At 59.7% G+C, this 14,583-nt stretch carries 13 protein-coding genes; 12 read left to right on the top strand and 1 reads right to left on the bottom strand.

The features are described from left to right. The first annotated feature begins 295 nt into the window (after positions 1 to 295). The 12 genes from iorA (at position 296) to L3J03_10690 (ending at position 13,634) form a co-directional block, all read left to right on the top strand. Positions 296 to 2,113 carry an indolepyruvate ferredoxin oxidoreductase subunit alpha gene (gene iorA / locus L3J03_10745; GenBank protein ID MCF6291458.1) on the top strand — a complete coding sequence of 606 codons (1,818 nt, stop codon included), beginning with the start codon at positions 296 to 298 and terminating at the stop codon, positions 2,111 to 2,113. Continuing rightward, on the top strand, positions 2,114 to 2,698 hold the full coding sequence (locus tag L3J03_10740; GenBank protein ID MCF6291457.1) for an indolepyruvate oxidoreductase subunit beta: 585 nt from the start codon (positions 2,114 to 2,116) through the stop codon (positions 2,696 to 2,698). A 59-nt stretch (positions 2,699 to 2,757) separates the two neighbouring features. Then, on the top strand, positions 2,758 to 4,059 hold the full coding sequence (locus L3J03_10735; protein ID MCF6291456.1) for a phenylacetate--CoA ligase: 1,302 nt from the start codon (positions 2,758 to 2,760) through the stop codon (positions 4,057 to 4,059). A gap of 127 nt (positions 4,060 to 4,186) precedes the next feature. After that, a complete protein-coding gene (locus tag L3J03_10730; protein MCF6291455.1) occupies positions 4,187 to 4,618 on the top strand; it encodes an ACT domain-containing protein in 432 nt (143 codons plus the stop codon). Positions 4,619 to 4,690: 72 nt separating this feature from the next. Then, on the top strand, positions 4,691 to 5,854 hold the full coding sequence (locus tag L3J03_10725; GenBank protein MCF6291454.1) for an ABC transporter substrate-binding protein: 1,164 nt from the start codon (positions 4,691 to 4,693) through the stop codon (positions 5,852 to 5,854). 319 nt (positions 5,855 to 6,173) lie between these two features. Further along, positions 6,174 to 7,064: a branched-chain amino acid ABC transporter permease gene (locus tag L3J03_10720; GenBank protein ID MCF6291453.1), complete on the top strand. Its 891-nt coding sequence runs from the start codon at positions 6,174 to 6,176 to the stop codon at positions 7,062 to 7,064. Then, a complete protein-coding gene (locus L3J03_10715; protein MCF6291452.1) occupies positions 7,064 to 8,128 on the top strand; it encodes a branched-chain amino acid ABC transporter permease in 1,065 nt (354 codons plus the stop codon). The genes L3J03_10720 and L3J03_10715 overlap by 1 nt, the downstream gene beginning before the upstream one ends. A 56-nt stretch (positions 8,129 to 8,184) precedes the next feature. Then, positions 8,185 to 8,946 carry an ABC transporter ATP-binding protein gene (locus tag L3J03_10710; protein ID MCF6291451.1) on the top strand — a complete coding sequence of 254 codons (762 nt, stop codon included), beginning with the start codon at positions 8,185 to 8,187 and terminating at the stop codon, positions 8,944 to 8,946. Positions 8,947 to 9,039: 93 nt separating this feature from the next. Continuing rightward, positions 9,040 to 9,762 (top strand): ABC transporter ATP-binding protein, encoded by a 723-nt coding sequence (locus L3J03_10705; GenBank protein ID MCF6291450.1) that lies wholly within the window; start codon positions 9,040 to 9,042, stop codon positions 9,760 to 9,762. A 73-nt stretch (positions 9,763 to 9,835) separates the two neighbouring features. Beyond that, complete coding sequence (locus L3J03_10700) at positions 9,836 to 11,134, top strand: phenylacetate--CoA ligase (GenBank protein ID MCF6291449.1); 1,299 nt, start codon at positions 9,836 to 9,838, stop codon at positions 11,132 to 11,134. A 52-nt stretch (positions 11,135 to 11,186) separates the two neighbouring features. Further along, positions 11,187 to 12,377, top strand: coding sequence for a pyridoxal phosphate-dependent aminotransferase (locus L3J03_10695; GenBank protein ID MCF6291448.1), 1,191 nt, complete (start codon positions 11,187 to 11,189; stop codon positions 12,375 to 12,377). 21 nt (positions 12,378 to 12,398) lie between these two features. Continuing rightward, positions 12,399 to 13,634 carry an MFS transporter gene (locus tag L3J03_10690; protein ID MCF6291447.1) on the top strand — a complete coding sequence of 412 codons (1,236 nt, stop codon included), beginning with the start codon at positions 12,399 to 12,401 and terminating at the stop codon, positions 13,632 to 13,634. Between the two features lie 7 nt (positions 13,635 to 13,641). Here the strand turns inward: L3J03_10690 and L3J03_10685 are convergent, their stop codons facing one another. Then, positions 13,642 to 14,442: an amidohydrolase family protein gene (locus tag L3J03_10685; protein MCF6291446.1), complete on the bottom strand. Its 801-nt coding sequence runs from the start codon at positions 14,440 to 14,442 to the stop codon at positions 13,642 to 13,644. Positions 14,443 to 14,583 lie beyond the last annotated feature (141 nt).

The following is a 14,583-nucleotide window of genomic DNA, read 5'->3' as shown; positions in this document are numbered from 1 at the left end:
TGCCGAAGTTGTTTCAATTTCCGCTTTTGCCGTCACGGCTGCGGCTCAGGGTCCGCTACACCGTTCGGTATAAGAAAACCCCTTTCCCGGTCCAACCTCAAACGTACGGGGTTTACCGAAACCTTACATGTTTTATTGGGAGTTTCCCTTCATAACTTCTTGAACCATAAGGGAATAAATGGTACAGACTCAGGGGGTGTTATCTCAGTATTGAGATCCGTCCCGGATAGCAGGCCGTTGGGGCCGGAAACTTTAAAACCGGCCCAGGCCGGAAACAGACCAGCAAGAGGAAAACGTGACGCAGAAAAAAACAGTGGAAGACCGGCTCTGGTTTTCCGGAAACGAAGCCATTGCCCTGGGTGCGCATGAGGCCGGGGTCAAGGTCGCCTCCGGCTACCCCGGCACCCCGTCCACCGAGATTCTTGAAAACCTCACCCGTTATGACGACGTGTATACCGAATGGGCTCCCAATGAAAAGGTGGCCCTGGAGGTTGTCATCGGCGCCTCGTTCGCCGGGGTCCGGGCCATGGCCACCATGAAGCATGTCGGGCTGAACGTGGCGGCTGACCCGCTTTTTACCGCCTCCTATACCGGCGGCCGCGGCGGGCTGGTGGTGATTGTTGCCGACGACCCGACCATGCACAGTTCCCAGAACGAGCAGGACAGCCGCAACTATGCCTTTAGCGCCAAACTGCCCATGCTGGAGCCGTCGGACCCGGCCGAGGCCAAGGAGTTCCTGCACCTGGCCTTTGCAGTAAGCGAGCAGTTCGATACCCCGGTACTGCTCAGAACCTGCACCAGGATCGCCCATGTCAAGGGGGTGGTCAGACCCGAGCCGGCCCGGACCCTGCCCGCGGCAGAGCCGGGTATTGAAAAGATGCCGGCCAAGTTCGTCATGCTGCCGGCCAATGCCCGGCAGCGGCGGGTGGTCATTGGTGAGCGGCAGCGGCAACTTGCCCGGTTCGCCGAGCAGTTTGAAGAAAACCGGGTCGAATGGGGCGATAAACAAAAGGGTTTTATTACCAGCGGGGTCTCCTATCTCTATGTCAAGGAGGCGTTCCCCGAGGCATCGGTACTCAAGCTGGGCATGGTGCAGCCGCTGCCTGAAAAGATGATCCGCGACTTTGCCCGCCAGGTGGAGACCCTCTATGTGGTCGAGGAACTGGATCCCTTTATCGAGTTGCAGATCAAGGCCATGGGCATTTCCTGTCATGGCAAGGATCTGATCCCGGCGATCGGCGAACTGAACGTTGCGCTGGTCCGGCAGGCGATCAGCAACGAGCCCGGCCGGGTGGAGTTCGAACCGGTGCCGGTGATGCCCCGGCCGCCGAACATGTGCGCCGGCTGTCCCCACCGCGGCCTGTTCTATTGCCTTTCCCGGATGGGTGTCTTTGTGTCCGGCGATATCGGCTGTTATACCCTGGGTTTTCTGCCGCCGCTTTCGGCCATGGATTCCTGTGTCTGCATGGGAGCAAGCATCGGGGTGGCCCACGGCATGGCCAAGGCATTGGGCGCGGACGGCCAGGGCAAGGTGGTGGCGGTTATCGGCGACTCCACCTTTATCCATTCCGGGATCACCGGCCTGATCAATATGGTCTATAACAAGGATTTTGGTACGGTTGTCATTCTTGACAACCGGATAACCGCGATGACCGGCCACCAGCCCAACCCGGCCTCCGGCGCCACCCTGATGGGCGAGCCAGCCAATGCCATTGATTTCGAGCAGCTCTGCCGGGCCGTGGGGGTCAAACATGTACAGACCGTCAACCCACATGATCTGAAGGCGACTCGGGCGGCCCTGAAAGAGGAGATCGAAAGGCCGGAGGTTTCGGTGGTCATCACCCGGGCGCCCTGTGTGCTGATCCCGGCGGAGAAGAAACGGAAAAAATATCCCTATGGGACGATCATTGCCAAGTGTACCGGCTGCGGTGTCTGTATCCGGTTGGGCTGCCCGGCGATCCAATGGACCCCCTTGACCCCGGCCGAGGCCAAGGAACGGGGATATAAGGAAAAACAAAAGGGCTTCTCCCAAATCAGCGAGGAGGTGTGCAACGGCTGCGGGCAGTGCGTTGCGCTGTGTAAGTTTGAGGCCATTGCCAGGGAGGAGAACTAAATGGATACCAGCGGCAATATTTTATTCTGCGGGGTCGGCGGCCAGGGGATTCTGCTGGCCAGCGAGATCACCGCCCATGTACTCCTGGCAACCGGGCTCGATGTCAAGAAAAGCGAGGTGCACGGCATGGCCCAGCGCGGCGGCTCGGTGGAGGCGCATCTGCGCTTCGGCAAAAAGGTTTACTCGCCCCTGATCGAACCGGGCACCGTTGATATCCTGGTGGCCTTTGAGCAGCTGGAGGCGGTCCGCTATCTGCCCTATCTTCATAAAAAGAGCCGGGTGATTGTCAATACCCAGAAGATCCTGCCGCCGGCAGTGGCAACCGGTAAGCTGGCCTATCCCGGGGACAGCCTGGCCCAGCTTGAACAAAGAGGGCTCGCGGTGGTGCCGGTGGACGGTTTTGCCCTGGCCAAGGAGGCGGGCGAGATCCGGGCCGCCAACGTGGTCCTGGTGGGGGCGATGTCGGTCTTTATGCCGGTTGCCGAGCAGGAGTTTGTCAAGGTTATTGAAAAGCGGGTGCCGCCCCGGTTTCGTGAGGCCAATATGAAGGCCTTTCAAAAAGGACGCCGGGCCGGGGGAAAGTAAGCCGGTCGGCCGCACCGGGAACCATACCAACACGCAATAGCTGTAAGAGGAAGATTGTCATGATCTGGAACGAGGAATATGAAACCATGCCGCGGGAGGACCTGGCCGCCCTGCAGCTGCGCCGGCTGCAGGCCCAGGTCGAGCGGGTCTACGCCGTTGTGCCCTATTATCGGGCCAAGATGGAGGCGGCCGGAGTCGAGCCGGGTGAGATCAAGACCCTGGCCGATATCAAGCGGCTGCCCTTTACCACCAAGGAGGACCTGCGCAAGAACTATCCCTTTGGCCTGTTCACCGTACCCCTGGAGCGGGTGGTGCGGATCCATGCCTCTTCCGGCACCACCGGCCAGCCCACGGTGGTGGGCTATACCAGGCGGGACATCGGCATCTGGGCCGAGTTGATGGCCCGGACCCTGTCCGCCGCCGGGGTGGGCCGCGGCGATGTGGTGCAGAACGCCTATGGCTACGGGCTGTTCACCGGCGGACTGGGGGCCCATTACGGGGCCGAGAAGATCGGCGCCGCGGTGATCCCCATCTCCGGGGGCAACACCAAGCGGCAGATTACCCTTATGCGCGATTTCGGTTCCACGGTCCTGTTGTCAACCCCGTCCTATGCCCTGAATATCGCCGACACCATGGCCGATATGGGGGTGGACCCCAAGAGCCTGAAACTCCGGGTCGGGGTGTTCGGCGCCGAGCCGTGGAGCGAGAACATGCGTGACGAGATCGAGCGCAAGCTCCACATCAAGGCCATTGATATCTACGGCTTGAGCGAGATCATCGGCCCGGGGGTGGCGGCCGAGTGTATCGAGGAGCAGAAGGGGCTCCACCTCATGGAGGACCATTTCCTGCCGGAAATAGTCGACCCCGATACCTTTGAGCCGCTGCCGCCGGGCGAGGACGGTGAGCTGGTGTTCACCACCATTACCAAGGAGGCCTTTCCGGTGATCCGTTACCGGACCAAGGACATCTCCCGGCTGATCGCCGAACCCTGCACCTGCGGCCGCACCTTTTTCCGGATGCCCAAGGTCACCGGCCGCACCGACGACATGCTGATCATCCGGGGGGTCAATGTCTTCCCCTCCCAGGTGGAGCACGTGCTGATGAGTATCGACGGGGTGGAACCCCACTACCAGATCGAGGTCAACCGCGAGGGTTCCCTGGACACCATGCGGATCCTGGTCGAGGTCAGCGAGGCGATCTTCTCCGACGAGATCAAGCAGCTGGAGGGTGTGAGTCGAAAAATAGAAAATGAGATCAAGGGGATGCTCGGGGTGACCTGCAGGGTCAAGCTGGTGGAACCGAAAACCATCCAGCGGAGTGAAGGCAAGGCACAGCGGGTAATCGATAATCGTAATATTTAAGGCCACGGGCGGAGGGTTACCAGCGCAAGGAAGGATTCCCGTCCGTATCCATACGCCTTGGAGCCGGCGTCTTTTTATCCGGAAAATGGTGGTTTCCGAATAAAAAGTAACGTATTGTGAGGAAGAGATGAAAGTTGAACAGATTGCCGTATTTCTGGAGAATCGTTCCGGTCGTCTGGCGGATATCAGCCAGACCCTGGCTGATCACGATATCAATATCAGGGCCCTGTCCCTGGCCGATACCGCTGACTTCGGCATCCTGCGCCTGGTGGTGGACGATCCGGCCAGGGCCAGACGGATCCTCAAGGAGAACGGCTTTACCGTGGCCGTTGCCGAGGTGGTGGCCGTGGAGGTCGTGGACCGGCCCGGCGGTCTGGGCGCGGTTCTACAGGTCATCAAACAGGCGGGGCTTAATGTTGAATATATGTATGCCGTTATCACCCACGGCAAGGACAAGGCCCTGCTGATTTTCCGGTTCGACGAGCTTGATCGGGCAATCAATGCCCTGCTGAAGGCCGACATCCGGATCCTGTCGGCCGATGAGGTTTATTCTGTTTAGCAGGGTGTAAGGAGCAAGATGTCTTTTTGGGGGAAAACAACCGCAACAACAGTCACTGAAAGGAGAAACAAGGTGAAAGGAAAACTGCACACAAACTTATTGGCCATTTTTGTCTGTTGTGCCGCTGTGGTGGCATTTATGCTGCCCGGGCAGGCACTTGCCAAGACCATCAAGATCGGCGCCATCCTGGCGGTCACCGGGGGGGCCTCGTTTCTGGGCGGCCCGGAGGCGCGTACCCTGGAGATGATGGTGGAGGAGATCAATGCCAACGGCGGGATCAACGGCGATAAGATCGACCTGATTATCAAGGATTCCGGCGCCAACCCGGAAAAGGCGATCTCTTTTACCAAGCAACTCATTGAGGAAGACAAGGTGTTCGCCATCCTGGGACCGTCCACCAGCGGCGAGAGCATGAAAATGAAGAACATCGTTGAGCAGGCCAAGACCATCATGATCTCCTGCGGCGCCGCCGAGGTGATTGTCAACCCGGTGGCCAAGTATGTCTTCAAGACCCCCCAGAAGGACAGCTTTGCGGTCAAGAAGATCTTCATGGAGATGCAGAAGATGGGGATCAACAAGATCGCGGTGGTGGTGGGCAACACCGGCTTCGGCAAGGCGGGCAAGGGCCAGCTTGAGAAGCTTGCCCCGGAGTTCGGCATCAAGGTGGTGGTAAGCGAGGTGTACGACAAGAAGGCCACTGATCTGTCCGCCCTGGTGGCCAAGCTCATGGCCCACAAGGATGTCCAGGCAGTGATCAACTGGTCCATCGTTCCGGCCCAGGCCATTGTGGCCAAGAACATGCGCCAGGCCGGCTGGGACGTGCCGTTGTTCCAGAGCCATGGCTTTGGCAACATCAAGTATGTGCAGGCCGCCGGGGCCGCGGCCGAGGGGATCATCTTTCCGGCCGGCCGGCTGCTGGTGGTTGACAGCCTGCCCGACGACAATCCCCAGAAGGCCCTGCTGACCAAATACAAGCATGATTACGAGTCCAGGTACAACGAGGCCGCCTCCACCTTTGGCGGCCATGCCTATGACGCCTTGACCATCCTGGTGGCGGCCATTAAAAAGGCCGGCTCCGATGATCCGGCCAAGGTCCGCGACGCCATTGAGAATCTCCAAGGTCTTGCCGGTACCGGCGGGGTTTTTAACTTCTCGGCCGAGGACCATAACGGCCTGGGCATGGATTCCTTTGAGATGCTGACCGTAAAAGACGGCAAGTTCGTAATCTACCACTAACCAGCATGGCTGGACCAAACTTTTGGGCCGCAGTCACAACCAGCAATGAAAATCTCCCCGGACAGCGGGCTTTGTCCGGCACGACTTTCATATAAACCAGCATGGCTGGACCAAACTTTTGGGCCGCAGTCACAACCAGCAATGAAAATCTCCCCGGACAGCGGGCTTTGTCCGGCACGACTTTCATATAAACCGGCATGGCTGGACCAAGGAGCGGTTGCGCAGGTGAACAGGGACCTCCCTGTTCACCTGCTTTCTGTGAGCCGTTCCGGGCGATAACCCAAGCAGCCTTTTTCCCGGCCCGTTGCCGGCACGCCTGATGAATCTCGAACTCTTCAGCCAATACCTGTTCGCCGGCATAACCTATGGCATCATCTATGCCATAGTTGCCATCGGTTTTAACATCATCTACAACACCACCGGGATCATCAACTTCGCCCAGGGCGAATTCGTCATGCTGGGCGGGATGATCGCCATTTCCCTGGACCAGTTCATGCCGCTCCTGCCGGCCATCATCCTGGCGGTGATTGCGACGATGCTCATCGGCGCCCTGATCGAGATTTTTTTTATCCGCTGGCTGGAGAGCCCGTCGGTTCTGCGGATGATCATCATCACCATCGGACTTTCCATTCTGGTCAGAGAGGCGGCCCTGCACATCTGGGGGGAGAGCGTCCGGTCGCTGCCCTACTTTGTCGGTAACGAGGTGACCTCGATCTCCATTCTGGGGAGCAGGATATCGCCCCAGGTGCTCTGGGTGATCGGGGTCTGTTCGGTGATGGTCGCCGGCCTGAGCCTCTTTTTCAAACTGAGTTCCCTGGGCCGGGAGATGCGGGCCTGCGCCGCCAACCGCCGGGCCGCCATCCTCTGCGGGATCAACCCCAAGAACATGGTGACCCTCTCCTTTATGCTCAGCGCCGGGATCGGCGCGGTGGCCGGCTGCGTGATGTCGCCGATCACCTATACCCAGTATGAGATGGGACCCGGGCTGGCGATCAAGGGGTTTACCGTGGCCATTATCGGCGGACTGGGCAACAGCATGGCCGCGGTGGCCGCCGGTCTGCTCCTGGGGATCATCGAGTCGTTCAGTATCTCGGTGCTGCCGCTGGCCTTTCAGGACGCCATTGCCACCTCCATCCTGCTGTTGATCCTTTTTGTCCGGCCGCACGGCCTGTTCGGCTGCAGTGAAGCGGCCAGCCTGAAGGAATTCTGATGCACGGGTTCAAGCGCTATATCCCGGTGGCAATGCTGCTGGTTGTGGTGATCACCGTCCAGTTGGCCACCCAATTGACCGGCACCGCCTATTACCTGACCCAGTTGACCATGTCGGCCTACTACTCGCTGGTGGTGATCGGTCTCTGTGTGGTCATGGGCTATGCCGGCCAGCTTTCCCTTGGTCATGCCGGTTTCTTCGCCATTGGCGGCTATCTCGCCGCCTCCCTGACCACCCATAATCTGATAGCCATGCAGGACCAGCCGCTGGTGGCCCTGCTGGACAGGCTGGGGATCCTGGTCTCCCGCCAGGGCCTGTACGGCGACAGCCTGCTTACCGTGCATCCCTGGCCCGCCTGTATCATCGCCATTCTGGCCGCGATGGTCATCGCCTTTGCCCTGGGCGGGCCGGTACTCAAGCTGAAAGGTCATTACCTGGCCATGGCCACCCTGGGGTTCGGGATCATCATCTTCCGGATCGCCCTGGCCAGCCCCTATTTCGGCGAGGCGGACGGCATCTCCGAGGTGCCGGGATTTTTCGTTTTTCCCGGTGTTGAGGTAAGCGGCAGCTTCAAGGCCCGGGTGTTCAACTACTACATTGCCTGGGGCATCCTCATCATCTGTATGGTGCTGCTGCTCAACCTGATCCATTCCCGGGTCGGCCGGGCCTTGCGCTCCATCCACGGCGCCGAGGAGGCGGCCAATGCCATGGGGGTCAATACGGCCCGCTACAAGCTCTATACCTTTGTCCTCAGTGCGGCGTTCGCCGCCCTGGGCGGGGTATTTTTAACCCATTACAACGGCGGCATCGGCCCGTCCGAGGCCGGGGTGATGAAATCGGTCCGCTACGTGGCCATCGTTGCCGTGGGCGGCATGGCCAACCTCTGGGGGGCCATGATCATGGGGGTGGTGTTGAACTTCCTGTCGCTCAGGGGGGTGTTCGGCTCTTACGACGATGCGGTGTTCGGGGTCATTCTGATCCTGATCATGCTGTTTGCCCCGGAGGGGATTCTGCGGCTGCACCTCCTGGCAAGGGTAAAGGCCCTGGCCGGCAGGGGGAAATAGTGGCAATATCGTTCAAACGCTTAAACGGTTCAAACGTTCAAACGGTTTGTTAATATATGGCCTTTCTCGAAATAGACAATCTCTGCCGTTCCTTTGGCGGCCTGAAGGCGGTCAACAAGGTCGGTTTTACCATGGAGCGCGGGATGATCAAGGCGGTCATCGGCCCCAACGGCGCCGGCAAGACCACCTTGTTCAACCTGATCGCCGGCAACCTGGCCACTGACTCCGGCACGGTTCTTTTTGACGGCAGGACCATCCAGAACAAGAGGCCCTTTCAGATCGCCCGCCGGGGTCTGTCGCGGACCTACCAGAATATCAAACTGTTCCACGGGATGACCGCCCTGGAGAATGTGATGGTCGGCCGGCATATCCGCAGCCGGGCCGGGTTTATCGCCGGGATGCTCAACCTGCCCCGGACCTGGCGGGAGGAGCGGGAGATTCTGGAGAAGTCCATGGAACTTCTCGAATTTATGGGTATTGCCGACCAAGCCGATACCGAGGTGACCAACCTCGCCTTCGGGCAGCAGCGGGCGGTGGAGTTTGCCCGGGCCCTGGCCACCGAGCCCAGCTTGCTCCTTCTGGATGAGCCGGCCGCCGGCCTCAATATCTACGAGACCGCCGAGATCGGCGCGATGATCTCCGCCATCCGGAACCAGGGGGTAACCGTGCTCCTGGTTGAACACGACATGTCGCTGGTCATGGACATATCCGACGAGGTCGTGGTGTTGAGTTTCGGCCGGAAGATTGCAGAGGGCCTGCCAGGCTCAATCCAGCAGAACCCGGAGGTGATCCGGGTCTATCTGGGAGAAGAGGAATAGAAAATAAATGTCGAATGCAGAATTAAAAATGTAGAATGTTGAAGAAGAGACAGGCGAAAACGGGAATAACAGAGATGTCGAGGCGGCACGAGGATGCTTAGGATAAGAAACCTGGAGGCGGGCTACGGCAAGCTCAGGGTCCTGAAACGGATATCCATGCATGTGGATCCCGGTGAGATCGTCACCATTATCGGCGCCAACGGCGCCGGCAAGACCACCTTGCTGCATACCATTGCCGGTCTGATCCGGGTTACTGCCGGTCAAATATCATTTATGGGTGATGATTTAAACCGGGTGGCGCCGCAGAAGATAGTCGGCATGGGCTGTTCCCTGGTGCCGGAGGGACGCCAGGTATTTGCCACCATGTCGGTTGAAGAAAACCTGGTCCTCGGTGGTTATGTACAGTCGAAAAAAAACAAGGATGCGGTGCCACAAGAAATGGCTGCCGTTTATGAGCTTTTTCCGCTCCTTAAGGAACGGCGTAACCAACTGGCCGGTACCCTGTCCGGCGGCGAGCAGCAGATGCTGGCCATGGGCCGGGCACTGATGGCCAGGCCCGCCCTGGTGATGATGGACGAACCCTCCACCGGGCTGGCCCCACTGATTGTCAAGGATATCTTCCGGGTCATCGCCACCCTCCGGGATAGCGGCAAGACCGTGCTGCTGGTGGAGCAGAACGCCAAGGCGGCCCTTAAAATCGCCGACCGGGGCTATGTCCTGGAGACCGGCAAGATAATCGTCCAGGGACCTGGCGATGACCTGTTGGCCAACCGGGACGTGCAGCGGGCCTATCTGGGCCGGGATGTTGGTGAATAACCGTTTGGACCGTTTGAGTGTTTGCACTGTTTGAACGTTCGAACGGTTGGAACTATTTTTTTACGAGGTTATTATGTATTGGGACCAGGAAAAAGAATGCATGGGCCGGGACGACCTTGAGCAACTGCAACTGGAAAGGCTGCAGTCGACCCTGTACCGGGTCGCAACCCATGTGCCCTTCTACCGCAAGAAATTCAAGGAACTGCGGGTGGACCCGGACGGCTTCCGGTCGCTGGCCGAACTGCGGTCGCTGCCCTTTACCACCAAGCAGGACCTGCGCGACAACTATCCCTACGGTCTCTTTGCCGTGCCGCTCAGGGAGGTGGTCAGGGTGCACTCCTCTTCCGGCACCACCGGCCAGGCCACCGTGGTCGGCTACACCAGAAACGATATCAGGAACTGGTCCGACATGGTGGCCCGGATTCTTACCGCTGCCGGGGTAGGCAAGGACGACGTGGTCCAGATCGCATTCGGCTACGGCATGTTCACCGGCGGTTTCGGCCTGCATTACGGGGCCGAGCGGGTCGGGGCCTCGGTGATCCCCATTTCCAGCGGCAACACCAAGCGGCAGATCCGGATCATGCAGGATTTCCGGACCACGGCCCTGGTCTGCACCCCCAGCTATGCCCTGCTGCTGGCCGATATCATGGCGGAAAAGAATATCAGCATCAGCGCCCTCTCCCTGAAGTACGGGTTGTTCGGCGGCGAGCCCTGGTCCGAGGCGATGCGCACCGAGATCCAGAACCGGCTGCGGATCGTGGCCACCGACAACTACGGCCTGAGTGAGGTGATGGGGCCCGGGGTGGCCGGGGAGTGCCTGGAAAGAAACGGGCTGCACATCAACGAGGATCAGTTTCTGGTCGAGATAATCGACCCGGAGACCCTGGAGCCGGTCCGGCCCGGCGAGGTGGGCGAGTTGGTGATCACCACCCTTTTCAAGGAGGCATTCCCGGTGATCCGTTACCGGACCCGGGACCTGACCCGGCTGATCACCGGGCCCTGTCCCTGCGGCAGGACCCTTTACCGGATGGAGCGGGTGCTGGGCCGCACCGACGATATGTTGATCATCAAGGGGGTCAATGTATATCCCTCCCAGATCGAAAATGTCCTGTTCGAGATCGAGGGCACCAAGCCCCATTACCAGATCGTGGTGGAACGGGACGGACGGCTTGACAAAATCACCGTGCTGGTGGAGGTTGTGGAGTCGATTTTCTTCGACCAGATGCGCAAGCAGCGGCAGATGGTCGATCTGATCAAAAAACAGCTGGCCACGGAACTGGGCATCTCGGTGGACATCAAGCTGGTTGAGGAGAAATCCCTGGAACGGTCGGAAGGCAAGGCCGATCGTATTGTTGACAGACGTAAACTGTAAATGCCGCTTAAAGAGTTTCCGATACCACACCGTTATTGAGAGGAATCAGATCATGGCGATATCAAAAAAAATGAACGAGTTTGCAGAGCGGTCATCCTGGATCAGGAAGATGTTCGAGGAAGGGGCCCGGATGAAGGCTGAGCATGGCGCGGAAAACGTCTTTGACTTCAGCCTCGGCAACCCGGATCTGCCGCCGCCGGCCGAGTTCAGCCGGGCCATCGCCCGGATAGCCGCAATGGAAGGGCCGGGAATCCACAGCTATATGCCCAATAACGGCTATCCCCAGGTGCGGGCCGCGGTGGCCGGCCAGATATCCAGGGAGCAGGGGGTGACCCTGGGCCGGGACGATATCCTGATGACCTGCGGCGCCGCCGGGGGACTGAACGTGGTGCTGAAGTCGTTGCTCGATCCTGGTGACGAGGTGATTGTGCTGGCCCCTTTTTTTGTTGAATACCACTTTTACGTGGACAACCACGGCGGCACAGCCAAGGTGGTCCCTACCGCTGCTGATTTCAGCCTGGACCTGGGGGCGATCGCCGACGCGCTCACCGTTCGGACCAAGGCGATCATCATCAACAGTCCCAACAATCCCACCGGCCAGATCTACGGCAGTGATGAGCTTGCCGGGCTGGGCGAGGTGTTGGCCGCGGCCGGGGAGAAGTTCGGCACCACCATTTTTTTAATCGCGGACGAGCCCTACCGGAAGATCGTGTTCGACAACCATGAGGTGCCCAGCATCTTCCAGGCCTTTGGTGATTCCATTGTTGTCTCTTCCTATTCCAAGGATCTCTCCCTGCCCGGCGAACGGATCGGCTATATTGCCGTGCATCCCGGGATTACCGACAAGGCCCCCTTGCTGGGGGCGATGAACCTGGCCAACCGGATCCTGGGTTTTGTCAATGCCCCGGCCCTGATGCAGCGGGTGGTGGGCGAGCTGCAGGGGGTCACCGTGGACACCGGTATCTATACCCGGCGGCGGGAGCTTTTCTGTAAGATCCTCACCGGGGCGGGCTATGAGTTCATCCCGCCCAAGGGCGCCTTTTATCTGTTCCCCAAGGCGCCCATGGAAGATGATGTCGAGTTCGTGGCCCTGCTGCAGGAGCAGAAGATCCTGGCCGTGCCGGGCCGGGGGTTCGGCATGCCCGGCTACTTCCGGCTCGCCTTCTGTGTTGAGGATACAGTGATTGAACGCTCGGCCGATGCCTTTAAAAAGACCATGGCCGCGGCCAGGGGGAAAAAATAACCTGCCCGGCGCAGACCGCTCATGAATAAGCGGCCGATCCACTACGGCTGGTACATCGTTGCCGCCGGCACCCTGTGTATCTTTGCCAGCCTGGGCCTGGGCCGGTTCGCCATCGGGATGCTCCTGCCGGCCATGGGGGAGTCCCTGGCCCTTACCTACTCGCAGATGGGCCTGATCAGCACCGGCAATTTCGTCGGCTACCTGGTCGCGGTCCTGTTCTGCGGTTTTTTCAACAAAAGGCTGGGCTCCCGGCGGCTTATATTCCTGGGCCTGCTGGTTACCGGCAGCTGCATGTTGCTGATCGGCAGGGCCGACGGGTTCATGGCCATCCTGCTGCTCTATACGGTGACCGGCATGGGCAGCGGCGCTGCCAACGTGCCGATGATGACCCTGACCGGATCCTGGTTCTGCAGCAGCAAGCGGGGCAAGGCCACCGGCTATGTGGTTATCGGCAGCGGTTTTGCCATCCTGCTTGCCGGCAAACTGGTCCCTTTCCTGAATCGGTTCGGCGGGATACACGGCTGGCGTCTGAGCTGGCAGGTCCTGGGGGGCATGGTCCTGGTGGTTGCTGTTATCTGCCTGCTGGTGCTCCGCAACGATCCCAAGGAAAAGGGGCTGGAGCCCTGGGGCCGGCGACTACCGGTTGGCTCAGACGACGGGTTGCTCAAGCTGCCGGCAAGGGAGCCTGTCATCCGGCGGCGGGATGTGCTGCACCTGGGCGCGATCTACTTTCTCTTTGGCTACACCTATGTGATTTACGCCACCTTTATTGTCACCACCCTTATCCAGGAAAGGGGGTTTTCCGAGGCAACGGCAGGAAATTTCTGGGCCTGGGTCGGTTTTTTGAGTCTTTTTTCCGGACCGATCTTCGGCAGCCTGTCCGACCGGGTCGGGAGAAAGGCGAGCCTGATCACGGTGTTCGCCATCCAGACCGCGGCCTATCTGCTGGTGGCCTTCAGGCTGCCGGAACTCTTCCTCTATCTCTCCATCGGCTGTTTCGGCATTGTCGCCTGGAGCATCCCCTCGATCATGTCGGCCCTGGTGGGTGACCTGGCCGGGCCTCGCCGGGCCACCGGTGTGTTCGGCTTTATCACCTTTATCTTTGCCCTGGGCCAGATTGCCGGCCCGGGAATCGCCGGGGTCCTGGCCGAGCAGAGCGGCGGTTTTTCCACCAGTTTTCTGATGGCAGCCATTTTTGCCCTGGCAGCGGTGGTTCTTGCCTCGCTCCTGCCCAGGCCGGCCGGGAAAAGGGATTAGCCCTTTTTCAGGAATCCCGCAGCAGTCGCTCGGCATTGCCCCGCAGGATCAGCTCCTCCAGTTCCGCGCCCAGTTCCAGCTCTTTAAGTTGCCGTACCGCTGCGCGTTGGTCGGCCCAGGGGGAGTCGGTCCCAAACAGGACATACTCCCCGGGGTGGTCGAGGATCATTTTTTTTGCCTTTTCCCGGTCGAGAAAGTCCAGGGTGTAGGAGATATCCATGTACACTGGTTTGCCGATCATGAGTTCAGCCACCTCGTCCCAGATATCCCAGCCGCCCAGATGGGTGGTCACCAGTTTGAGGTCAGGAAACCGGGCCACGACCTTGATGATCTGGGCCGGGGTCGCCCGCCTGGTCCGGGGAAAGGCGATGTCATAGCCGGTGTGCATCACCACCAGCAGGTTTTCCCGGCAGAGTTTGTCATAGATGGGCAGCATCCGTTCCTCGTCAAGATAAAAATCCTGATAATAGGGGTGCAGCTTGACCCCTGGGAAACCCTGGTCCTTGATCCGGTGGATCTGCGCCAGGCAATCGGGGTCTGCCGGGTGGAAGGACGGCAAGGGGATGATCCGTTCGGAGCGGATCCGGTGCGACCAGGCCAGGATCGAATCAAACTGGGCCGGTCTGGTGGCAATGGAACAGAGCACGCTCTTTTCCACCCCGGCCCGGTCCATGGAGGCGATGAGCGAGGTTATCCGGCCGTCGTGAAAGGCGGTGATCTCTCCTTCCTTTTCCAGAAAGGGGATCGCCTGGGCTGCCACCTGGTCGGGAAAGGCATGGGTGTGAAAGTCAATGATTCCGGTTTTCATTGGTGTCTGGCCCGGGTAAACATTCAGTAAACCCCCTCCTATCGGGAAAGGGGTTTACTTCTACCAACGGCCGCTCCATTGAGAAGGGCCGGCTGTTCATAAACAGGCTATCAAGCAGGAACTCGCTTCGCCGCAACGGCG

Source organism: Desulfobacterales bacterium (assembly GCA_021647905.1).
Classification (GTDB): domain Bacteria; phylum Desulfobacterota; class Desulfobulbia; order Desulfobulbales; family BM004; genus JAKITW01.
Note: the sequence above shows the minus strand (reverse complement) of the source record. Positions and strands in the feature narration are given on the sequence as shown.